18 protein-coding genes, 1 tRNA gene and 1 CRISPR repeat array are annotated in these 22,960 nt (G+C 56.4%); of the genes, 6 read left to right on the top strand and 13 right to left on the bottom strand.

All coding sequences use genetic code 11. The features are described from left to right. Nucleotides 1–16: 16 nt before the first annotated feature. Nucleotides 17–1,282, bottom strand: a complete 1,266-nt coding sequence (gene dprA, locus WMO66_RS11525; protein ID WP_349136567.1) for a DNA-processing protein DprA — start codon at nt 1,280–1,282, stop codon at nt 17–19. Nucleotides 1,283–1,312: 30 nt separating this feature from the next. Then, on the bottom strand, nt 1,313–2,059 hold the full coding sequence (locus WMO66_RS11520; protein ID WP_349136566.1) for a TrmH family RNA methyltransferase: 747 nt from the start codon (nt 2,057–2,059) through the stop codon (nt 1,313–1,315). A gap of 20 nt (nt 2,060–2,079) precedes the next feature. On the opposite strand from WMO66_RS11520, the gene WMO66_RS11515 reads away from it, so the two are divergent. The 4 genes from WMO66_RS11515 to WMO66_RS11500 all read left to right on the top strand — a co-directional run bounded on the left by WMO66_RS11515 (nt 2,080) and on the right by WMO66_RS11500 (nt 5,363). After that, complete coding sequence (locus tag WMO66_RS11515; protein ID WP_349136565.1) at nt 2,080–3,156, top strand: RHS repeat-associated core domain-containing protein; 1,077 nt, start codon at nt 2,080–2,082, stop codon at nt 3,154–3,156. Between the two features lie 782 nt (nt 3,157–3,938). Next, nucleotides 3,939–4,175: a hypothetical protein gene (locus tag WMO66_RS11510; RefSeq protein WP_349136564.1), complete on the top strand. Its 237-nt coding sequence runs from the start codon at nt 3,939–3,941 to the stop codon at nt 4,173–4,175. Between the two features lie 44 nt (nt 4,176–4,219). Continuing rightward, on the top strand, nt 4,220–4,969 hold the full coding sequence (locus WMO66_RS11505) for a polymorphic toxin-type HINT domain-containing protein (protein ID WP_349136563.1): 750 nt from the start codon (nt 4,220–4,222) through the stop codon (nt 4,967–4,969). Between the two features lie 16 nt (nt 4,970–4,985). Then, nucleotides 4,986–5,363, top strand: a complete 378-nt coding sequence (locus tag WMO66_RS11500; protein WP_349136562.1) for a DUF4304 domain-containing protein — start codon at nt 4,986–4,988, stop codon at nt 5,361–5,363. 530 nt (nt 5,364–5,893) lie between these two features. Here the strand turns inward: WMO66_RS11500 and rhaD are convergent. The 4 genes from rhaD to WMO66_RS11480 are packed head-to-tail and all read right to left on the bottom strand — an operon-like array spanning nt 5,894 to nt 11,782. Continuing rightward, the gene (gene rhaD / locus WMO66_RS11495; protein ID WP_349136561.1) at nt 5,894–6,703 is read right to left on the bottom strand and encodes a rhamnulose-1-phosphate aldolase; all 810 of its coding nucleotides are present in this window, start codon (nt 6,701–6,703) and stop codon (nt 5,894–5,896) included. Beyond that, nucleotides 6,700–7,950, bottom strand: coding sequence for an L-rhamnose isomerase (locus tag WMO66_RS11490; RefSeq protein WP_349136560.1), 1,251 nt, complete (start codon nt 7,948–7,950; stop codon nt 6,700–6,702). The genes rhaD and WMO66_RS11490 overlap by 4 nt, the downstream gene beginning before the upstream one ends. After that, complete coding sequence (locus tag WMO66_RS11485; RefSeq protein ID WP_349136559.1) at nt 7,947–9,227, bottom strand: rhamnulokinase; 1,281 nt, start codon at nt 9,225–9,227, stop codon at nt 7,947–7,949. Before WMO66_RS11485 ends, WMO66_RS11490 begins: the two co-directional genes overlap by 4 nt. Further along, complete coding sequence (locus tag WMO66_RS11480; protein ID WP_349136558.1) at nt 9,218–11,782, bottom strand: family 78 glycoside hydrolase catalytic domain; 2,565 nt, start codon at nt 11,780–11,782, stop codon at nt 9,218–9,220. Before WMO66_RS11480 ends, WMO66_RS11485 begins: the two co-directional genes overlap by 10 nt. A gap of 301 nt (nt 11,783–12,083) precedes the next feature. Between WMO66_RS11480 and WMO66_RS11475 the strand changes: the two genes are divergently transcribed. Continuing rightward, a complete protein-coding gene (locus WMO66_RS11475) occupies nt 12,084–12,278 on the top strand; it encodes an alpha/beta-type small acid-soluble spore protein (RefSeq protein ID WP_349136557.1) in 195 nt (64 codons plus the stop codon). Between the two features lie 162 nt (nt 12,279–12,440). Then, nucleotides 12,441–14,465: a CRISPR direct-repeat array (repeat unit 33 nt; unit sequence ATTTCAATCCACCCGCCCCTTGCGGGGCGGGAC). Between the two features lie 174 nt (nt 14,466–14,639). Here the strand turns inward: WMO66_RS11475 and cas2 are convergent. From cas2 to cas3, 7 genes are read right to left on the bottom strand one after another with little or no spacing between them, the layout of a single operon-like run. Then, nucleotides 14,640–14,930 carry a CRISPR-associated endonuclease Cas2 gene (gene cas2, locus WMO66_RS11470; protein WP_349136556.1) on the bottom strand — a complete coding sequence of 97 codons (291 nt, stop codon included), beginning with the start codon at nt 14,928–14,930 and terminating at the stop codon, nt 14,640–14,642. 4 nt (nt 14,931–14,934) lie between these two features. Further along, complete coding sequence (gene cas1c / locus WMO66_RS11465; protein ID WP_349136555.1) at nt 14,935–15,966, bottom strand: type I-C CRISPR-associated endonuclease Cas1c; 1,032 nt, start codon at nt 15,964–15,966, stop codon at nt 14,935–14,937. Further along, the gene (gene cas4, locus WMO66_RS11460; RefSeq protein WP_349136554.1) at nt 15,963–16,625 is read right to left on the bottom strand and encodes a CRISPR-associated protein Cas4; all 663 of its coding nucleotides are present in this window, start codon (nt 16,623–16,625) and stop codon (nt 15,963–15,965) included. The genes cas1c and cas4 overlap by 4 nt, the downstream gene beginning before the upstream one ends. Further along, nucleotides 16,615–17,460, bottom strand: coding sequence for a type I-C CRISPR-associated protein Cas7/Csd2 (gene cas7c / locus WMO66_RS11455; RefSeq protein ID WP_349136553.1), 846 nt, complete (start codon nt 17,458–17,460; stop codon nt 16,615–16,617). The genes cas4 and cas7c overlap by 11 nt, the downstream gene beginning before the upstream one ends. A gap of 3 nt (nt 17,461–17,463) precedes the next feature. Beyond that, nucleotides 17,464–19,254: a type I-C CRISPR-associated protein Cas8c/Csd1 gene (gene cas8c / locus WMO66_RS11450; protein WP_349136552.1), complete on the bottom strand. Its 1,791-nt coding sequence runs from the start codon at nt 19,252–19,254 to the stop codon at nt 17,464–17,466. Beyond that, nucleotides 19,254–19,988: a type I-C CRISPR-associated protein Cas5c gene (gene cas5c / locus WMO66_RS11445; RefSeq protein WP_349136551.1), complete on the bottom strand. Its 735-nt coding sequence runs from the start codon at nt 19,986–19,988 to the stop codon at nt 19,254–19,256. The genes cas8c and cas5c overlap by 1 nt, the downstream gene beginning before the upstream one ends. 5 nt (nt 19,989–19,993) lie before the next feature. Next, complete coding sequence (gene cas3, locus WMO66_RS11440; RefSeq protein ID WP_349136550.1) at nt 19,994–22,357, bottom strand: CRISPR-associated helicase Cas3'; 2,364 nt, start codon at nt 22,355–22,357, stop codon at nt 19,994–19,996. Nucleotides 22,358–22,675: 318 nt separating this feature from the next. Here cas3 and WMO66_RS11435 point away from each other — a divergent pair. Then, nucleotides 22,676–22,762, top strand: a tRNA-Leu gene (locus WMO66_RS11435). Nucleotides 22,763–22,960 lie beyond the last annotated feature (198 nt).

The following is a 22,960-nucleotide window of genomic DNA, read 5'->3' as shown; positions in this document are numbered from 1 at the left end:
AACCTCCATATATCCATTATCCTCCGGCGCGCTGATAGCGGTTGCCGGGAAGCTTTTTGGCCAGCCCCTTGATCTGGAGCATGGTCATGGCCGCAAGCAGGCGCTGCGGCGGAAGGCCCGTATGCTCCGTGAGAAGATCCGCAAGGATCGGCTCCGGCGTCAGGGCGGCATAGACCGCCGCTTCGTCGCCGGACAGGGCGGGCGGTGCTTTCTTTCTGTCACTATAAGGCCTTGCAGGCGGATTGTCAATGTCTTTTTTGTCGAGGGCTGGGGACTTTTCCGGTGAAGGCGCTGCCGGGCGGGCCGGTTTTGCCGGTCTCTCCGGCAGGGGCTGCGCAGGGACGGCCGCTGCGTAATGCGACCCAAAGCGCTGCTCCATCACCTCGCGGCGGCGACCGTCCGCCAGCTTGCCCGGAAACAGGTGCGTGTATTCCTGCAGCAGCTCCCAGCCGTTTTCGGGCATGAGCGCACCCTCGCGCAGCAGGCGATTCGTCCCCTCGCACGAGGCGACGCCGAGATTGCCGGGAATGGCAAATACGTCCCTGCCCTGCTCCAGCGCCAGCCGCGCCGTGATGAGCGCACCGCTCTGCGCCGAGGCCTCGACCACGAGAACGCCAACGGAAAGGCCGCTCAGAATACGGTTGCGCACCGGGAAATTGCCGCGCATCGGGCTCGTCCCCGGCGGGTATTCGCTCAGGAGGCAGCCTCTCGACGCGATCTGCGCGAACAGCTGGCCGTTTTCCGGCGGATAGGCGATGTCGAGCCCGCAGGCCAGCACACAGACGACCGGCTCCGGCAGGTCCATCGCGCTCTGCAGCGCCATGGTATCGATGCCGCGCGCACCGCCGGACATCACAAGCCCGCCGCTTGCGGCGATCAGGCGGGAGAACTGCTTGGCGTGCAGCAGGCCATAAGCGCTGCACCGGCGTGAGCCGACAACGGCGATCGCGGCCTCGTGGTCAAAATCCGGCAGACGGCCCTGATAATACAAAAGCGCAGGCGGGTCTGCAATGTTGCGCAGCCGCTCGGGATAGGCAGGCTCCGCATAGGTCAGAAGGCGGATGTCAAAACGGTCGCACTGCGCCAGAATGCGCTCCGCGCCGTCCAGCGTTTTGTCGAGCAGCGGCTCGAGCCAGCTCCGCCGCAGGCCTTCCTCTGCCTGCAGCGCGTCCCGGTCCATGGCATAAATGCGCTCTGCCGTGCCGAACCGGCGCAGCAGCTCCGCGCGGCCCCGGACCCCGATGCCGCTTCGCGTTGCAAGCCAAACCCAGTGCTTCTGCATCTGCGCGCCCTCCTTCCGTGTTCTCCCGCGCTACGGCCGCATCTGCCACAGCACGATCGCCGCCGCGACGGCCGCATTGAGCGACTCGCAGCGCGGCTGCATGGGAATGATGATCTGCCGGTCCGAGGCGGCGAGCAGCTCCGGGCAAATGCCCTGCCCCTCGCTGCCGATGACGACAAGATGGCGCATCAGATCGACCTCGCGCAGATCGCACGCCGTGTCGGACAGCGCCGTCGCCGCAATGGGGATCCCAGCGGCATGACAGGCTCTGAGCACGTCCTCCATCGGTGCGCTCTGCGGCGGACGGCGGAACACCGCGCCCATGGAGGCGCGCACCGTCTTTTCGGAAAACGGATCGGCGCAGCCGTTCGTCAGCAGGACCGGCAGGTCGAAGGCGTCGGCCGTGCGCAGGATCGTGCCGAGGTTTCCGGGGTCCTGGATGCGGTCGAGCAGGAGCATGCCGGGCTGCACCCGGAGCGCGCCCTCCTGCGGCAGGCGCAGGGAGAATAAAACGCCCTGCGGCGTGCGCATACTCGAAACGCTCTGCATCAATGACGCAGGGACCTCGACCAGACGTGCCGACGATGGGAGTGCCGGGCAGCGCTCCGGCTCGCTCGTCAGAACGGCCGTCACCTCGGGATACCACTTGAGCGCCTCCTCCAGAAGCTTCCAGCCGTCCGCCACGAATTCGCCGCAGCTCTCGCGATAGGCGCGCGAGGTCTGCAGCTTCCGCATGTGCTGCACGAGCGGATTGTGACTGCTTGTGATACGCTCCATTCGGGAGACCCTCCTCTGGTTTGATTTCTATATTAAATAGTATAGCACATCACTTTTCGGAAATCAATGCATGTTTTCCCGCCGCATCGTGCGGCCAGTTGCGTCAAAATGCGAAATATGCTATAATGCTTACAGATACGATATTCCGGGAGACGATCGGCAGCGGCAGCAGCGCAACGATTATGGATTTCATCTATGATAATCAGGGGCTGCCGTTCGCCCTGAATTATTCCACCAACAACGGCAGCAGCTTTACCACCTATTATGTCTTGAACCTGCAAGGCGATGTGGTCAAGTTGGTCGATGGCGGCGGCACGTCTGTGGCTTCCTATGCCTATGACGCATGGGGCAAAATCCTTTCAAGCTCCGGCTCCAAGGCAGAAATCAACCCTCTGCGCTACCGTGGGTACTACTACGACACCGAGACAGGGTTCTATTACCTCCAAAGCAGATATTACGACCCGGTAACACATCGGTTCATCAACGCCGACAGCTACTCCAGCACAGGCCAAGGAATTATTGGCTATAATATGTTTGCATATTGCAATAATAGCCCAGTTATTCAAGCCGATCATACCGGGGAGTTTGGCCTATTAACACTGGTCAGCGCTGTGGTAAGTGCAGCTGTTAATGTTGCTACAACATATATTGCAGCCAAAGCAACAGGCCAAGAATATACTCTTACCGATGCACTTGTATCGGCTGCAATAGGAGCAGTAAATGCAATTCCGGGCGCTGGGCCTTTTATTGCAGGTGGAATTTCGGGCGCATACTCTGCATATACGGCGGTTAAAAATGGAGCTACTGCTGGTGAGGCTGCGCTATGCTTCGCAGTATCCGCTACTGCAACCACGGCAAGCATTGGAAATTTGGCAAATCTCGGGACTGAGTCTGCTTTACGCATTGCAGCAACTGCAAGTGCAGACTTAGTATTCGGAACAGGGTATAATTGCATAGCTGCAACAACAAACAAGGCCGTATCTGTGAAGGCTGGAGAAAGGAAAGCATCAGGCACACAAACAACCAGTACGACTCGTTCTCGTAACACGCAAAAACGCGGAAACAAACGTACAGGGTATACCATGTGCTTGTACTGACGGTGAATACATGATAATAAAATCCGACAAAGGGAATATAGTTTTTATTATATTTTCCTATATACTGTTATCACTCATCGGGGGACTTTTTGTTTCTGAGAACAATGGCCTAACCAGCGCAGTCTGCATGGGGCTGCTTGTTTGGATTATAGGATCCATCTTCTGCATAAGGTGGTATATTGCTGTTTTTCGTAAAATTGCAATAGGTCCAAGCGGTGTAACTATCTCATTATTTCACAAAATCAAATTTTATCCCTGGGATTCCATGTCAATATATTACGAATCATATCAAAATCAGCTGGGCCTGCGCCTACAGTATAAGGGCACCGTAATACTTTCTCCACGCAGGTTTAAAAAACCGAAGCATATTTCGCCTCTTATGTACTGCATTGTATTCCATCCGTATTCATTTACATTTATTAACTTTTATGAGGAGTCAATAATGAAAGATGCTCCAAATGTATATCCTGTTAAAAAGCAAGAGTTTCTTTCAAAAATGGCTGCCCTAGGTATTATTGACTCCAACTCTTTCCTATCTGCCTAGCAGAAAATTAAACAATATTTATTTAACATTGGCCGGCTGCAAGGCATCTGCGACACAATCGCTGCCTTATCATTTTACAAAAGATGCAGTGTGCGGTATAATGCCTTGCAGCCATGCTTTGCTTGCATTCACAACTAATAGCTCAAAATCTTTTGGAACTTCCTCACTTGGTGGCAAGTGTGCTGTCAGCTACCGAATAAAAAGTGGAAAGAGCAAAATCAAGGGGATATCAACTCAAATGAAAGACGTAATCAAAACAGGTGTCCAAATCGTGCACATTTTGTCGTTTTGCGGTACGCTGCTCTGCGGGGTGCTTGGTGTTGTATATGAAATCATTGGGCCTGTCAAATATAAACAATTACTGTCTTCGTTTGGTATTTCTAATGGATTCGAGCGCACTTGGATTTGGGCGGTGGTGATGCTGATTTTGTTACTCTCAACCCACTTTATTAAAGCAGAATTATTATCTAAATAATAACCGGAAGCTGGAAAGGCGCCGGGCAGGCTGCACTGGAGGGCATGGGAGACGGCGCTCTTACCGGCGCAATCACCGGTGCAATACAAGGCGGCCTGAGCGGCTATGCGAACCATCTAAGATATGGCTCATGCTTTGTCGCCGGAACGCTGGTTGCTACAGCAACAGGGTATGTTGCAATTGAGAAAATCAAAGCGGGAGATCTTGTTTGGGCGTGGGATGAAGAAACCGGAGACGTTGCGCTCAAGCCGGTCGTCGAAACCTATATCAACGAGACGACCGAGCTGACGCACATTTTCGTGGGCGACAAGGAAATTGTTGCCACGCCGACGCACCCGTTCTATTGTCCGGTCAAGGGCTGGACGGATGCAGCGCACCTCCGCGCGGGCGACATTCTCGTCCTTGTCAACGGTGAGTATGTCGTCGTCGAAAAAATCCAGCACGAGCTGCTCGAAAGCCCGGTCAAAGTTTATAATTTCCAAGTCGAGGACTATCATACCTATTATGTATCCGATAATGGGGTGCTGGTGCATAACAAATGTGGAGGCGAAACAGCGGCTGCAAGGCGAGGCCGTCAAATGCACAAAGAGTGGGATTATGGCTCTGGCGTTATAAAAGAGAAGGTCATCGGAAACGGTGCACGTGTTGATGGGATAGACTATGTAAATCGTATTGTATATGAACTGAAGCCTAATAATCCTCGCGCTGTTCGTCGAGGGTTGGCCCAGTTGGATAGGTATTTAAATATTCTCGGAGCAGAAGATTGGGCTGGTGTGCTTGTCCTTTACGATTAACGATGAGGTGTTAATTATGACAAAGAATGAATTTATAGAGGCAATACGGAGTCCGCTTAAGAAAGAGGGATTTCGAAAGGTTGGCCAATACTGGTATAAAAGAAATAATGATATAATTTACTGTATTAACGTGCAAGGATCACAGTGGGATAGAAATGACTACTACTTCGAAATTGGTGTTGCGGAGCACAAAGAAAATTGTACTACCCCGACACTTTTACACTGGCTTTCTTGTCACCGCTGTGAAGGCAATTCAGGGGAGAGAAATGTATTACCAAGTGAAGCTTTGAAATGCGTTTCTAATACTTTTCGAGACATTAATTGTTTGGCTGAGCTTGAAAAATTCCTACAAGATCATCATGCAACGAAAGTCGCAAATCAGTATTGGTTTTGAGCCGTTGAAACCTATATCAACGAGACGACCAAGTTGACGCACATTTTCGTGGGCAGCGAGGAAATTGTCTATAGTTTGGTATTCAAACTTTTTAATTCCCCAGCCCTTGGGTTTCGCACAATTAGAGTGTCCACTTTATGGGGTACATTTTAGCGAAAAAGGCAATGATTTAACGAACACCCTAAAATTCAACGAATACCCATAAATTTAACGCTTACTTTGGCCAAAGTCACCACAAAAACCGTAAAACGCACAAAACCCCGCCGCAGAATTGCTCTGCAGCGGGGTTCACTTATGCGCTGAAACAGCCGAAATGCCTGATTTCAAACGGTTTTTGGGCATAGAAAAAGTCCACCGTAATTCTATCAAAATTACGGTGGACTTATGGCAAATGACTCTAATTTTGATAGAAACCGTGTAAAGGGGTGCAACTTCGGTTCGGAGGGGGCAGTTCTCAATTTGAGGGGGGCATTGATTTTCCTTTTAGGTGGCGCATTTTCCTGTTCTGTTACACATCTTTGAATTTGAAATTAAGACAGATAGCCCTCTCTTGCCTTCACGCCGAAGTGGGCCTCTAACTGGTGCATCTGGTCATCGGTAATGGTATTTACCAGTGGCAGATGGGCGATCTTCATGTAAATCTCTGCCGCCTTTTCGGCGGTCTCGATGAGGCCGAACGTCTCGTCGAGGTCTTTTCCCGCGCCGTAGATGCCATGCTGCGCCCAGACAACAAGCCGGGCGGTGCGCATCTTCTCAGCGGTGGCCTCACCGATCTCGTTCGTGCCGCAGAGCATCCACGGCAGCACATTCACGCCGTCCGGAAAGACGACGATGCACTCCGTGCACATCTGCCAGAGCGTGCGGGTAAACTGCTTTTCATCGAGCATGTGGACATAGGTCATGGCAAGCAGGTTTGCCGGATGGCAGTGCATGACCACGCGGTTCTGCAGGTCGATTTTCAGCCGTGCGGCATGGCTCATCATGTGTGCCGGAAATTCGGACGTGAATTTCCCGCCGTCCGCAAAGCCCCACAGAAGCTGCGCCGTCTCGCCGCCGTCCGTCAGACGCACGAGGCCGAGATTGATCTCCGGCGCATACTGGACATTCTTGAAATACTTGCCCGTGCCGGTGACGAGGAAGTACTTGCCGTCCAGCTCTGGACAGGAAAAGCCCGTGGGAATCTCCCGCAGAACCGCGCCGTCCACATAATCGTTGACCTGCGATTCCTCCAGCAGCAGGCTCACATTTCCGCCGTTGCGCTCGTCCCAGCCGTGGTCGTACATATTCGTCACGGTGCGGATCATCTCCACCATCCACGGGGCTGTCAGAATATTTTTCATGCTCTCGCCTCCAGAATGTTCTTTTCATACGCCCACACCAGCGGCAGCCACGCGCCGTCCTCCGGCACGCCGCAGCGGCGGCAATACTCTGCCCAGACCTCGCCGAAGGGCATGGTCTTCAGTTCCTCCTGCCGAACGAGCAGATCGGTAAAATTACCCGCGTTCTGTTCAGCCGTCATATCCGGCGTCAGCAGGGCGTTCAGCAGGGCCTTCTGCACATTGCGGAAGCCCGTGACCCACGCGGCGATGCGGTTGACAGAGGCATCGAAGTAATCCAGCGCCAGATACACCCGGCCGTCCAAGCCGCCGCAGCGGACGATCTCCTTGCAGAGCTCCTTCGTTTCATCATCGAACAGCACCACATGATCGCTGTCCCAGCGCACCGGGCGGGTGATGTGCAGGGCGATCTCCGGGAAGAAGGTCAGCAGTGCCGGGATTTTGTCGCTGACCACCTCGGTGGGGTGATAGTGGCCGTTGTCCATCAGGGGGATGCACTTATCCCTGTTCATGGCGGCGTAGCTCAGGGCGAACTCTGCACTGCCCACGGTGTAGCTCTCCACGCCGATGCCGAACACCTTGCTCTCCACGCAGGGCTTGACCTTGGTAAAGTCAAATGGCTCCGAGAGAATTTCGTCGATGGATTCCTTATAGCGCATGCGCGGCCCGAGGCGGTCAGTGGGAATGTCCTTGAAGCCGTCGCCCGTCCAGATGTTCATGGTACAGACCTGCCCCAGCGCCTCCGCCAGATACTGCGAGATGCGCACGCAGGCCCTGCCGTGCTCGATCCAGAAGCGGCGGGTTTCCTCGTTGGGGGAACTGAGCGTCAGCGGATCACACTTAGGGTGGGAGAAGAACGTCGGGTTGAAGTCCGCGCCGAGGCCGTGCTTTTTGCAGAAGTCCACCCACGGTGCAAAATGCTTCGGCTCCAGCTTATCGCGGTCGACCCACTCGCCCTCGGCAAAAATAGCATAGCTGGCGTGGAGATTCAGCTTCTTCGTGCCGGGGCACAGCTTCAGCACCTCCTCGATATCCGCCATCGGCTCCTGCGGGGTCCTCGCGCGGCCGGGATAGCTGCCGGTGGTCTGGATGCCGCCGGTAAGGGGCTTGGTGGGGTCGGTGTCGAAACCGCGTACATCGTCCCCCTGCCAGCAGTGCAGAGACAGCGGCACGGTTTTCAGCTTTGTAAGCGCCGCTTCGGTATCCACACCGAGGGCGGCGTATTTTTCTTTTGCTTCCGTATAGCTCATAGGTCTGCCTCCATTTGAATTTTCAGATTGCCGAGAGCCGTGGCCTCGATGGGCAGAGCGATGACCTGCTTGCCCGTGGCCTTGGCGGTGAGATGGTTGAGAAACTCATTTTTCGCGCCGCCGCCCACGATGTAGAGCCTGTCGTATTGCTTTCCTGTGTTGGCTTCCAGTTCTGCAAGAGCTTTGGCATAGCTCTCCGCAAGGCTGCGATAGGCACAGCGGAAATAGTCGCCGATGCTGATGAGCTTTCCGCCGGTCGCCACATCAAAGGCGGCCTTCATACTCTTGGGAGCCAGAAATTCCGGGGCGTTGGCGTCGATGAGGGCATCGCAGCGGCTCTCCTTTGCGGCGTTCACGATCTCCGCAAAGCCCAGCCCGCTGCAAAGCTCCTTTTGCAGCTCGTTGACCAGCCACATGCCCATGATGTTCTTCTGATAGCGGTTATAGCCCACGCCGCCCTCGTTGGAGTAATTGGCGGCACGGCTGGCGGTATTTGTAATGGGCTTCGGCGTTTTGACGCCCAAGAGCGACCATGTGCCGCTGGAAATATAGGGCGCGTTTTCCTCCATGGGGATACCCTCCACCGCTGAGGCTGTGTCGTGGGTGGCACAGAGGACGCACTTTATCCCCTCATACTCGCCCAGCACCGTCCCCGGCTTTTGGAGTTTGGGGAAGATGGGCGGCAGACCGAGCGCAGAAATAATCTCCGGGTCAAATTTGCCCGTTTCGGCGTTTACCATGCCGGTGGTAGTGGCGTTGGTGTACTCCCTGGACTTCACGCCGCAGAGCTTCCAGAGGAGGTATTCGGGGATCATGAGAAAGTCCGTCACGCCCTCCAGCCGCCCCGCCAGCTGATCGGCATAGAGCTGGTAGATGCTGTTGAACGGCTGGAACTGGCAGCCGGTTTTGGCGTACAGCTCCGCAAACGGCAGAATTTCGTGAACCTTGGGAATGGCCGCCTCCGTGCGGCTGTCGCGGTAGGCATAGACGGGACGGACTTCTTCCTCGCCGCGCAGCAGCACATAGTCCACGGCCCAGGTATCGACAGACAGGCTGACGATCTCCGGGAACTCGGTCTTCGCCGCCGCGATGCCCGCCTTCACATGGGAAAGCAGCGCATCCACGTCCCAGACGAGATGGCCGTTCTGCTCCTGTACGCCGTTGGGGAAGCGGTAGACCTCTTTTGCTTTGATTTCGCCGTCCTCCCGCCAGCCCACAATGTGCCGCCCGGAGGACGCGCCGATGTCGATGGCAAGATAATATCGTTTCATTTCCATTCATACCGATGCTGTCCGGCTCCGACGGTCCGGCCCGTTCCGTCCGGCAGGAGGATCTCCGCCGTTGTGTTCGCAGGGATGCCAACGGTCAGCCGATAGCCGTTCTCCGTCCGCTCCCAGCTTGTCGTAACGTTTCCACAAATGCTCCAATAACTAGCCCGTGCGAAGGTGATGTCCCCGCCGGGCTTCGGTGCAATTGTAACATGGTTTTCTCCGGTGATCCGGATGCCGCACATCGTGTTCATCAGCCACTCGCAGACCGCGCCTTTGGAATAGTGGTTCAGCGAGGCGATCCATTTGTCCTTCTGGTTGCCCTCCCAGGCCTCCCAGATCGTCGTTGCGCCGGACTTCGGCATAAAGAGCCAGCCGGGCATTTCCTCGTTTTCCAGCAGACGGTAGGCATAGCTGATATCCAGCCCCGCCAGAACGTCCAGGATCATCGGCGTGGAGAGGAAGCCGGTCCCGAGACGCCAGCCATAGTGGTCCAGCGCGGCAATGAGGCGCTTTCTGGCAAAGGCCTCCTGCTCCGGCGTCAGCAGCCCCATATACAAGGGCCGGACGAGCTTGGCCTGCCGGTCGGTATCCAGCGAGTAGCCGTCCTTCGTAACGAGTTCCTGATAGGCGCGTTTCGCGCCCTCGCTGTATTCCCGGATGCGCGCCAGCTGCGGCGTTTCCGGCTTGCCGAGGATCGAGGCGATCTCCAGCACACGCTTGAGCGTAAAATATGTATAGGCCGTGGATTCCTCCGGGTGCGGAATGAAAAAGTCGATCCCGTGGAAGGCCATGACGTCATTCGGCTCGGCCCACTCGCCGTAGGACTTGCCGCAGTTAACAGCATACTTTCGATTTTTGTGGGAAAGATGCATGGGCTTGGCGAAGATCCCGCCCCATTTCCCCGCGCGGCGGATCATAAAGTCCGCATAGCGCAGCATGTTGTCGTAATACGCACGCAGCAGGCGGTCGTCGCCGTATTTCTGATAGAAATAGTACGGGATATAGACACCTGCGCACGCCCAGCCGACGGAGCCGTTCATTTTGTTGATGCTCGGCGACTCGTTTGCAAACGGCGCGATCTGCGGCAGGCGGCCGCTGCGCCACTGGCGGTCAAAAATGTCGCGCACATGCTTGCGGGCAAAGGCCGCATAGTCCGTGAGATAGGACGCCGTGTTGAAGAAGACCTGACTGTCGCCCGTCCAGCCCATGCGCTCACGCGTCGGGCAGTCCGTCGGCACGTCGGTGGAGTTGCTCTTCAGGGACCACAGAGTGTTGTGGTAAAATTGGTTGATCAGGCGATTGGAGCACTCGAATTTTGAAGTTTCCTCAAAGGCGCTGTACACAGCAACAGCCGTAAAGTCCTCTGTCCGGAATTCGACGTCCGTGTCGACCTGCGCATACTGGAAGCCGCCGTAATAGAATTTCGGCGTGTATTCGTTCACGCCCTCCCTGCAGGTGTAATCCAGCTCCTGCAGCGGTGAGGGTCTTCCTTTGGTAATGCACTGGATGTTCCGGAGCGTCAGTTCGCCGCTGTCATCGAGCGTTTCGCCCATCGTGATGTGGACTCGCTGGCCCTTGTGTGCCGTCACACGGAAGGACACATAGCCCGAAAGATTCTGCGCATATTTGAGGACAGTCTTGCCGGACGGCGTTGTGATCCGTTCGACCGGGGCAAAGCGCTCGCGCTCGAGGACCGGTACGTTGTCGGATGCCGTCAGCGGCGCATGCTCCTCCACGACGCGGACACTGCCGGAATAGGACGGCTCGCGATTTGCATCCACGATCTCGCCGTCCTTGAGGTCGGCAAAGCGGATGGGGCCGTCATTGCTCCACGCCCAGCTCCCGTCGCTGCAGACGGTCTGCGTCGTTCCGTCCGCCAGCGTCAGCTCCAGCTGCGCCAGCAGCTTTGTCTGCGTGCCGAAGGTGTTCGTCTGCCCTGCGCCGCCGTTGGAGCCGCGGTACCAGCCGTCCGCCAGCTCGACGGTCATGGCGTTTTCGCCGCCCCGCAGCAGGTCCGTCACATCGTAGACCTGATACTGGATGCGCTTGCGGTAGTCCGTGGAGCCGGGCGTCAGCAGCGCGTCCCCGACGCGCCGGCCGTTGAGCCGCGCCTCATACAGGCCGCAAGCCGTAAGATACAGCCGGGCCTTTTGAACCTGTCCCGCGGAAAACACCTTGCGGAAGCAATCCACCGGGTAGCGCTGCTTTTTACGGACGGGATAGTCCCCCGCGATCCACAGGGCGCTCCAGTCCGAAGCATTCAGAAGCCCCATTTCGAAAAAGGCCTCGCTCGACCACGCGCCGGGATCGTCGTTCTCATCCCAGAGCCGCACGCGCCAGCTGACGCGCTGCCGGGAAGCAAGCGCGTTTGGATAATCCGCGTGCATGGAGCCGGAGGGCACCTTCCCGCTGTCCCATACCGTACGGCCATCCGTCGCTGCAAGGATCTGGAATGCGCTCTGCGTGATCCCGTCCTCACAAGTCCAGAACAGCCGCGGATGCGGAATATCAATGCCCAAAGGGTCCTGCAGATATTCCGTTTTTAATCGTACTGCTTTCATGATTCACTCTCCTGTTTTCAGCGAGCAGAAATCGCTGCCGGTCTTGCCGGTATCCTTGTGCTCTGAAACAGAGTATCAGCCCGCCGCGGCAAACGCTGCGCAAGCCGCGTCTTTGTTCATCACTTTAATTCATTATAGAGAGCCGTCCGGAATTTGTCAATTGCTTTTGACAGCATTTTCCGCCGCCCAATTTTCAGAAGAACGGCCGGAAATTCCCTGACAGACTTCCGGCATATTCGATCTTTTTCGGGCAATGCTATGACTGCGGTACCCAAAATCACATTTCAAGGAGATGTACGCAATGAAAAATACGAACCAGATCAATATCCCGGAAGCTCGCGAGGCCATGGACAAGTTCAAGATGGAAGCCGCCAACGAAGTCGGCGTCAACCTGAAGCAGGGCTACAACGGTCACCTGACCTCCCGTGAGGCCGGCTCCGTCGGCGGCCAGATGGTCAAGAAAATGATCGAGGCCTACGAGCGCAGCATGAAGTAAGACTCCGGACCGCGGCAGATCCCTGCCGCGGTCCAAATCTCATAATGCGCCGTCTCCGATATTCTGTGCCGTACATTGCAGGAAAAAACCTGCCAAAAGATAGTGATCCCGCCCCACGCGGGGCGGGACAGTCCTGCGGGACTGGGAGGCCGAACTGGCCCAATTTCAATCCACCCGCCCCTTGCGGGGCGGGACAAGAAATATCGGAACTGACTAAGCATAGCGTCGATTTCAATCCACCCGCCCCTTGCGGGGCGGGACCTCGCAGTCCATGTAAATCTTTTCGATCAGCTTATTTCAATCCACCCGCCCCTTGCGGGGCGGGACGGGCGCAGATTTTGAGATGGCAGATTAAATACAATTTCAATCCACCCGCCCCTTGCGGGGCGGGACACCCCGGCCACCTTGATTATAACCGAGTAAGGCAATTTCAATCCACCCGCCCCTTGCGGGGCGGGACATGGCGGACGAGCTGCTGATGCAGCGCTATCACATTTCAATCCACCCGCCCCTTGCGGGGCAGGACCGCGCACTGTGCGTGCCAACGTTTTGCGGTAACCATTTCAATCCACCCGCCCCTTGCGGGGCGGGACTTCACACCATCAGATACACATATCGAGGCGACCATTTCAATCCACCCGCCCCTTGCGGGGCGGGACTGTCTGGTGCAAAAACGGGTACGCACAGGCGCAATTTCAATCCACCCGCCCCTTGCGGGGCGGGACGCTGCGGGCGGCCGTGGCCGAGCAGAGGGCCAAATTTCAATCCACCCGCCCCTTGCGGGGCGGGACCAGTACCCTTCGGAGATTCCGCAGCCGGAACCAATTTCAATCCACCCGCCCCTTGCGGGGCGGGACTATTACCCTCCATTTCTTCTATCATCCTTTACACATTTCAATCCACCCGCCCCTTGCGGGGCGGGACGCGCACTGTGCGTGCCCACGTTCTGCGGCAAACGATTTCAATCCACCCGCCCCTTGCGGGGCGGGACTCATCATACGTCCCCCTGTAAATGCACAGAGTCATTTCAATCCACCCGCCCCTTGCGGGGCGGGACGCCGAAAATGCCGATTGCGCCGCCGACGAACAGATTTCAATCCACCCGCCCCTTGCGGGGCGGGACCCATTATCTACCCGGACAAAAAACCGAGCACGGATTTCAATCCACCCGCCCCTTGCGGGGCGGGACCCCTTACCACTGTCGCGACTGCTATCTGGGACCAATTTCAATCCACCCGCCCCTTGCGGGGCGGGACCATAATCGACAGGATGTCCAAGCGGTGGAGCGTCATTTCAATCCACCCGCCCCTTGCGGGGCGGGACGCCTCGCACAAGTATGATAGCACAACCGGCCGGGATTTCAATCCACCCGCCCCTTGCGGGGCGGGACCGCAACAAAACGCTGATTTTGTTGCTGTTCTGTATTTCAATCCACCCGCCCCTTGCGGGGCGGGACCGGGACGGTGCGCGTGGCGGGCTGTAAGCACCCATTTCAATCCACCCGCCCCTTGCGGGGCGGGACGCGCACTGTGCGTGCCAACGTTTTGAGGCAGCCATTTCAATCCACCCGCCCCTTGCGGGGCGGGACCAGTGCCGCTATCCACATAATCAACAGCAGCATCATTTCAATCCACCCGCCCCTTGCGGGGCGGGACGTATTACCCTCCATTCTTCTATCATCCTTTACAAATTTCAATCCACCCGCCCCTTGCGGGGCGGGACCAAAAAAGGTTCCGGCAAAACTACATTGCTTACTAATTTCAATCCACCCGCCCCTTGCGGGGCGGGACCCAAGCACAAACGTCATAACAGACAAAGCCATAGATTTCAATCCACCCGCCCCTTGCGGGGCGGGACCCGCTGTCCACATAATCAACGCCGCCGGAATTATTTCAATCCACCCGCCCCTTGCGGGGCGGGACCGGTATTATGAGCCCGGCTATTATAGGACGCCTATTTCAATCCACCCGCCCCTTGCGGGGCGGGACTTGTACTGTCAAAAGTCAACGTGACGAAATACTTATTTCAATCCACCCGCCCCTTGCGGGGCGGGACATGCGAGAGACGGCGGCCGCCCGCCCCCCCCGCATTTCAATCCACCCGCCCCTTGCGGGGCGGGACGTGAAAATGTTGAATTATCGGGAAAAATCGGCGATTTCAATCCACCCGCCCCTTGCGGGGCGGGACAGCGATCTTGCACAAAAAAACTGTGCAAAACATCGCATATTGCACAAAAAGTGCATTTACCCTGGCCGTATTGAGCGGTTTTCTGGCTTTGATGCGGCCATTTTTTCTGCCAAACGTGCACAAATTTCGGTGCGAACCTTCCGAAGAATCGCTGCTCGCTCCCCGTTCGCACGCTTATACCATCAGGACCCCCTCCGGCTGATAGCCGGCATTGATGCCGAAGTGTTCCACCTTGGCTTCATAGCGATTGCCCAGATAATAAAACCGCAGGCTGTCCTTCTCCTTGTCCATCAGGGAACAGAGCTTATGCTGAAGCTGCCTGCACTGCGCAGCATCCAATATGCACTCGAACACGGAATTCTGGACGCGCTGCCCATAGTTCACGCATTGCTTTGCAATCAGGCGGAGCCGCCTCCTTCCTGCCGCATCCTGTGTGTTCACATCATAAGAGATCAGAACCAGCATAGGCTCACTTCCAGAGAAACGGCGGATAGGCATCCAGATCGCGGCGCAGATACCGCGCCAGCAGCAGGGCCTGCATGTAGGGAACCAGTCCCCACGGGAGCTTTTCTCCCAGATAGGGATGCGTTATCGTCTCCTGCTTGCGCTCCTGCCAGCTTTTCAGGATTTTTCGGCGGCCCATATCCGTCATAAGCACTGCGCCGTTCTCTGCCGTTTCAAAATCCTCCGCCCGCATGACCTGATTGTTGATGAGCGTCAGCACGAACCGGTCCGCCATGCACGGCCGCAGCTCCTCCATAAGGTCCAGCGCAAGCGATGTTCTGCCGGGACGATCCCGGTGCAGAAAGCCGACATAGGCATCCAGACCGACGCTCTCCAGCGCGGAAGCGCAGCTTCCGGCCAGCAGACTGTAGGAAAAGGAGAGCATTGCATTGACATTGTCCAGCGGCGGCCGCCGGTTTCGGCCGCGATAATAGAACGTCTCCTTGCTGCGCAGGATCATATCGTCGAATACCTCAAAGTAAACCGACGCAGCCGCGCCCTCCAGACCACGCAGAGAATCGAGTGAACCCGCCTCCATGACCTGCGGCAGGATATCGCGGATCGCTGCAGAGGCATTTTCGAACCGCTCCGCATCGATGCGCAGCTTATGGTCGCGCTTGGTCCGCTCAATGCTCCACCGGCCGTTATACAGCTTACCCCAGATCATGAGCTTTGCGATCTGGCAGCTGGCGGCCGGATCATCCGCTATCCGGTACTGCTCTCTGCGCAGCAGCACATTCCCGGTTTCCACGCCCGCCGTCCGCGCCAGAAATCTGCCGCTCGGCGTGCAGAAGCTCAGGCCGATATTGCGTTTGGTACAGGCCCCCATCAGAGCGGGCGAAGCCCCGGCATAGGAGAAGCTGACGATCTCTTCCAGATTGTGCAGAGGAAACCGCCCTGCCTCCTCCTTTTCCCGGCGGACAACGATATTTTCGCCGTCGAGTGTCAGATAGGCATCCTCCGAGGTGACAAACAGAGTGTTGAGCAATCGTCTCATGGCACTTCCTCCATATGCCTCTGCAGGTAGCTTTTCACGGAACCGCAGCGCGACATTCTCGGCAGGCACAGGTCTTTCAGGGAACAGGCATTGCAGGACTTCGTCGGCTTCACCTTCGGCGTATGGCCGCGCCGGTAGAGGCTGTGCATTTCCTTCATGGTATCCACCACCTCCCGGCGCAGCTCCGGCGTGAACTCTACCTCGATCCGGTGCCGCATTTCGCCGAAATACAGCGCGCCCTTTTGGATATCGCAGCAAAGCATTTCTTCCAGACACATCGCCTGCCCGCAGAGCTGCAGCTCATTGGCCAGGTCTTCCCGCGGCGAGCCGTGCTTGTACTCGACCGGATAGGGCCGGAAGCGGCCCTCCTCACCCGGAAGCGGGATCCCGTCAGCCGACTTTCGGAACTCCACGACATCGCATGCCCCGGAGGCGCCCAGCGTCGGAGACGAGATCGCCAGATCGCGCGTCACGATCACGCCGGCGCGCTTTTCCCGCAGGCCGGAGTCGTGCGCCCGTTCGTGCATAAGCTCCCCGTCCACGGTCCTGACATTCTCCGCCCACAGATTTTCGATATGGATCAAAGCCCACTGTCTGCGGCAGAACCGGAAATGCTGGATCCCGGAAAGCTGGAGATACTCGTCCTCGTTATACGCCATCTATGATCTCCGGAACAAGGCCGGGCAGCTCATCGAGCGTGATCTCATAGTCGTCCACACATGTCGGGATCCCTTCCGGATTCTTGGGCGTGACATGGACGCTTCGATGCACCTTTGCGGACGAATACTGTCCCTCCTTGCAGTTATGTTCCCACCAGAAGAGCTTTACGACCTCCATGGAGCCCTCCGGCCGCGCGGCGGAGGCATCGTTCGCGAAGAGCGTGCGGAGGCATTCCTTCACAACAGCTGCATCCTCCTGCGAGAAGCCGGTCTTTTCCGCCAACTGCACGTTGATCGCGCCCTTGATCTCATAGAATCCAAATCTGACAAAATGCTTCGTACCCATGGTATCCGACGAGCGCTTCTCGCCCGTTTCGCCGTTGACGCTCTTGGTGATCTGCATCTCTTCGATCTCGACCGGAGAGATGCTGACTGCCTGATGAATCGAAACAGGTCCGCGGACGCCGACGGAGACACCGCTCTTGTCATTGCTCTTGAATGCGAAAACCTGTCCGAAGCTCCGTACATCCATCCACTTTTCGCACGCAGTCTGTGCATAGGTCTCTTTCTCCTTGATCCCCTTGGTCGCAGCCGTCGCGCGATCACTCAGGCTTTTGAAGCCGTCGTCGCAGCGGTCCTCAGACTGTACGAAAATCGCATTGCCCATGTCCTGCATCCGGTTCCGGAGCTTCCGCTTAATGCACACGTCCGAGATCTCACCCATGCCGTTATAATCCGTCCGGGGACGGTTGCCGTTCAGTGGGTCTCCGTTTCCGTTTGCGTTCGTTACCGAGATCAGTGCCACAAAATCGATCTTATTCTTCAGTGCTGCCATGTTTTATTCCTCCTCTGTATGATTTGTTGTGTCGTTTTTGGTGAAAAAGGCATTTCGCTGCAGCTCATAGCCCATGAGATACAGATCCTCCAGCTGCCGGTTCAGCTCGTTCTCCGGGAATCCACGCAGAATGTTGATAATTTCCCCCACAAGCTGTTTATAGCGTCTGACCTGCCATGCATCGATGCGATCGAGATACGCGCGCTCCAGCTGACGGTTGACCCGCTCAAACACGGTGAACGGCCGTCTTCGGAACTCACTCATAAATTTGATGGCATTTGTCTGCCTGTTTTCGTTTGTCTTTGTGTAGTAGTCCATCTCCGCACGTTCCATCACAGCCAGCAGCCTGCCATATTGGAAGCTGCGGTTATTTGTGTCCAGTTCCCAAGCCATTTCATTACCTCCCTGTTTTGTGTCATACCGATATTTCTGGAGAACAGCACAGGCTGCATGCACGATTTTTCTCCAGTTCAAAACATCATAGGCCAGCGGGGAAGACGCCCGCTGCGTCAATGCTTTCAGAATATCCAGTGGGAAGATCCCACCGTTCATTTTGCAGTTCAGCAGTCGCTGCAGGTGCTGACGCTGGATGCGATCGTCTGTTTCCAAAAAGTTATTTCGCTGGGTACCAAAAGCACAATCCACGAGTTGAAGCAAATTAGGAGCCTGTATTCCGTAATTCCCTGCTAACCAGCAGCAATGCGCATCCCAATCGTGTATCCGCTCCAGAAAGGTCTTGAGCGTGATCTCGTTGTAATAGGTTACCGCAAGGCGGCCGGTCGTCGCAGCATCAAAGCTTACCAGAACGGCGCAGTCCGTGTCCTGCAGCTGGTGATCCTTTCGGAAGCTCAGCAGCGTACTTTTTAACTGTTCTTGATAATCGCTCGGCTTCCGGAGCGGCGCAGCATCTGCGTCCCGCATCCGCCGCATCGGTCTTGGGAGCGTTTTTCCGGCAGGGTTCCAGCAGAGGAATATCCGTTTTCCGGAAAACTCCCGAACCCCCTGTTCGGACGCCAGCCAGCGCAGCGCATTGTGCGCTTTCTGCGAAGCGATATAGCCGACCGTAGCTGCCTGGCCATCATCCAAAAAGCGTCCCCGATAGGTAAAGCCACTTGAATCATTGGCCGAGATCAGCTTTGCATTCCCATTCACCGGGATGATGCCCTTGGGATGCTGCAAAGCTATGGGTTCTGTTTTTCCTTCCAGCATACACAAAGCCATATCCCGCGTTGCCAGCTGGCTGCAATAATAGGATTCGAACGCAGAGAAGAGATTCCGGTTCTTCCAGCAGGCAGGTTCCTCTGTGGGAATGCCCAATACGCGCCAGCAGATCATCTGTTTTTCATCATAGCCTCCGCCTTTTTCCAAAGCAAGGACACCGCATTTCGTAAGGTCCTTAAGAACCGAGCCGTTCCTAACATACGTGGAAATCGCGGTGAGAAACGGATGCGCATATGCAGATCTTTCCCATTTTCGCAGTGCAGTAAGATAAAGCTCGTGTGCCTCTTTGTTCGTGTTGGCAACATACTTCAGCTGATCACAGAGGGGATGCGCCGCAAGTCCACTGGTGCGGCCGCTGGATTCCTCCGTCACCGGGATCAGAATTTTGGGTTCCTCCTTATTATTAACCTTTCGCGCAGAAAGGAACTCTCCCTGTGCATTCAATGTGATCTCAATGTTTGCGCTTGTCAGAATGTGGCCGATCGGCGCAAGCGGCTCATGCCCGTCCCGGTACACGCCGATCAGGGCAGTATTGGCATCATACGTCTCGATAGCTCGCTGCAGCAGTCCCATTATGTTCCCTCCTCAAATTCCTGCAGGCCGGAGAAATTGTTCAGTTTCTCCCCGAAGGGCTTGATATTCATTGGACCGATCGTTTTATACTGCGGGCACTGCTCCGGCGGCAGGAACGTGATCACGCCGCGCTTCATCACCGGATTCCAGAAGCGGACGGTCATTTTCCCGCTGGTCTCCTCGGAATAGGCCTCATCGGCATAAGTGATGCCATGGTACATCAGGCCAAAGGCAAGCTCCGGCGTTTCATCATAAGCGCCCGTCCCCTCGCCGAAGACGCACGGCTCCACATAGCCCTGACATTCCCGCGTTCCCAAGAAGATGTCCCGGCGTCCTCCTTTGCGGATCATCTTCTTTGCGATCTCATGGTGCTTGTTCTCATTGCGGTCCGCCGCCAGCTCCGGCCGGTTCTCGTTCCATTCAAAATGGGCGCGGACCTGATAGCAGCAGTCTTTCAGATAAGTATAGTAGCTGAGATCATTTCCTCCCGAATACTTGATCGGGCGGATTCCCTTTGTCTCCATCTGGATAGGATGCATCACGCGCACGGCATCGATGACCCAGATGATCGTCGGCTTCCAATAGACAGACTGCAGGATGCCCTTGAGCGCCTCATAGGTCGGCACCTGATAGCTGCACTTTTCTCCGCCGACACGCAGGATGGGGTCCGAGAACAGGGCATAGTCCCCCGTTACCTGAAACTCCACGATGTTGTCGTACCTTGTGTTTTTCAAGCTGCTTACACCTCCATAAATCCCTGTTTTTTCTGGTCGCGAATGAGTCCGACCGTATCATCATAAAAGCCGTCCGCCAGAACCCAGACACAGCCGCCGCAGGCGGGAAACAGCGCGTTTTCCTGTTCCAGCCGTTTTTTCTGATGGGAATACAGGCTCACCGTGAAGCCGTTTGCCTCTTTCAGCAGCGCGGCACGATATGCCGGGTCCACTCTGCACCGTTCGGAGCACAGTTCTGTGATGAGCTGCTTTCCCCTGCCATACGGGACGATCACATCCGTCGTGTTCTCGTCAAATACGGAGAATTCCTGCCCTGCGGTTTTCAGTGCCTGCCACAGGACGAAGCCCTCGACATCGGTACAGTCCTCATCGGCATATTTTTCATTGCTCCCCATCAGGTCAAAGAGTGTCGTTCCCAGCTGGTCAACCGGATAGTCCTGCGCTTCCTCCGCCATGTCGCGATACAAAGCTCGATAGTAATAGCGGATCGCGTCAGCGGAAAACAGGTCGCCTGCAAAGCGCTCCGGTTCCGTGCGGAACGCCTCCAGCAATTCAAGCGTTGCGGTCTTGCCCCGTTGGATATCCCGCAGATGCCCCAGCGTTTCATCGGCGCAGTTCACGGCATACACCGGGCGCGGCGCACTCGATGCGCCGCCGCGATTGCACCGTCCGGCCGCCTGCACGATGCTGTCCATACCAGCCGTCAGGCGCAGAACGGCATCGAAGGAGATGTCTACACCCGCCTCGATCACCTGCGTGGCAACGCAAAGGACCCTTTCGCGCTGCGCAAGCGCTTTCTGCAGGGACACCAGCACCACCCGACGGTGCTGCATACACATTCCGGCCGACAGGTGGAAGCTGCGATAGTCCGGCGAGCGCGTCTCTTCCAGCAGATAGGCCGCCTCGTTTTTCTTGTTGCACACGACAAGCAGGCTTTCGGTCTCCTCCATTTTCTCACGGATCAGCTCCGGGAGCTCCTCCAGACGACGGTCCGGCAAGCCGTGCAGCTCCGTCCGGCGGAAGGCTGCCCAGAGTTCTGCATCCCACGGCACGATCTCCTGCGGCTGTACCGGCAGCGGGTGGGCAGCGTCCTTCAGCTCTGGCTGCGTTGCTGAGCACAGCACGATCGTTGCGCCGCACTGCTCGCTCAGAAACCGGATCGCAAGGTTAAACAGGGTCAGCATCTTGACGGGCACGGTCTGCACCTCATCAATAACGATCACACTGCTGCAGAGAGCCTGAAAGCGACGGATCGCCGTCGTTCTTCCATCGAACAGTGTGTTCAGCAGTTGGACCAGTGTCGTGATGATGATCGGCGCATTCCAGCTTTGCACCAGAAGCTCCCGCTCGTCCAGCTCGCCCTGCGCAGGCTCTGTCTGCACAACGTTGGAATGATGCTCCAGGATCAGGCTGTCGTCGCCGACATACTGATGGATGACGGCTGCATTCTGTTCCAGGATCGACAGCAGCGGAGAAGTGAAGATCAACCGGCTTTTCCGGAAATACATTGCATGCGCCAGCGCATACCGCAGGGAGCTGAGCGTCTTGCCGCCGCCCGTCGGGACATTCAGCCGATAGATCCCCGGCTTGTTTTCGGCGAACACACGGCACTGATCTGAGATCGCATGCCGGGCTTTTTCCACCGGCGTGCCGCATGGGAATCCCTGCAGCTTTTCTTCCAGATATTCCAATCGATCTTTCCAGATTGGAGCCATATCCTCCGGCCAAACTCGCGGATGTGCATCGATCTGGAAGGCCGCCGTGTCGCAGCGGTCTCCCTCGATCACTGCGGACAGGAGCAGCCTTGCGAGCAGGCCTGTTTCAAAAGCGTACTCGCGATCGTTATCATAGGTCCTGTCCATGCGACCAATGACTTCGTTGATCTCCTCCGAAGCCGCTGCAAAAAGTGTTTCGATCTCCTCAGTCGGTATTTCCTGCCGGAAGGCAGCGACCGCTTCCTCATAGGAGATGTCCTGCTTTTCGGCGCGATATTGCAGGCCGATGCGCCGCATTTGGTCCACGCAGTCGAATAATCCGTGGTGCGCACCGACTGCAAAGGCAAGCAGCTCTGCACAGGAAATGGTTTGGATGTCCCCGCGATGGTATTGCTCCATCAGGTAACGGCAGCCCTGAAACGTGTGGATCACGCTGCCGCGCTTCGTGCTGTCTCCCTCGTCCAGATACTGCTGGAAAGCCTCTGTGTATTTACCTAAATCGTGGAGCAGCCCTGCCAGATAGCCCGCATGCTCCAGGCCGACCTGCCGCAGGCACTGCGCGGCCCGCTGCGCCGTTCCTACCAAATGCTCCCGCACCGTCTGCGTGACGATCGCTCCGTCCGGCATCTCGCGCTTGTGCGCATAGAATTCCATGCCCCTCACCTGCCTTTCGCTTATCTGCTCTCATCATACATCATCCGCTGTCCAATAAATTGGACTCTGCCCAAAAAATTCAACATTTTTCTCTCTTTTTTCAAATATCCGCAAAGCCCACTAATCTTTCCTTCATTATATCTCATATTTCGGCATAATTCAACAATCATATGACGTTTTTCTGTACATTTGTTCGGCAGTTTGACGAAGTCCCACCAGCCTCTGCCGCTGTTTCGCGTAATTTTCCCCCGGCGGCACGCGGGGCTTGACGGGAGCGGCTCAAAATGATAAAATATCTTTGTTTCAGAATGCAGATATGCCGCTGTGGTGGAATAGGCAGACACAAGGGACTTAAAATCCCTCGCCCTAAAAAGCGTACCGGTTCGACCCCGGTCAGCGGCACCAAAAAAGGCACGCCGGTCGGATACCGAGGTATCAGCGGCGCGCCTTTTTCTAGCTGCCAAAAATGAACCCGCTGCAGGGAACCCTGCAGCGGGCTTTGGCTATTTACGGGTTATGGCATTTCATACTGATTCCTGATTAAAACATTTAATCAGGAATCCCGTGTGCTACGCACACTCGCATCGTGCTGACGCACGCTGC

The organism is Faecousia intestinalis, assembly GCF_040096185.1.
In the GTDB taxonomy this organism is placed as follows: Bacteria; Bacillota; Clostridia; order Oscillospirales; family Oscillospiraceae; genus JAZOXB01.
Note: the sequence above shows the minus strand (reverse complement) of the source record. Positions and strands in the feature narration are given on the sequence as shown.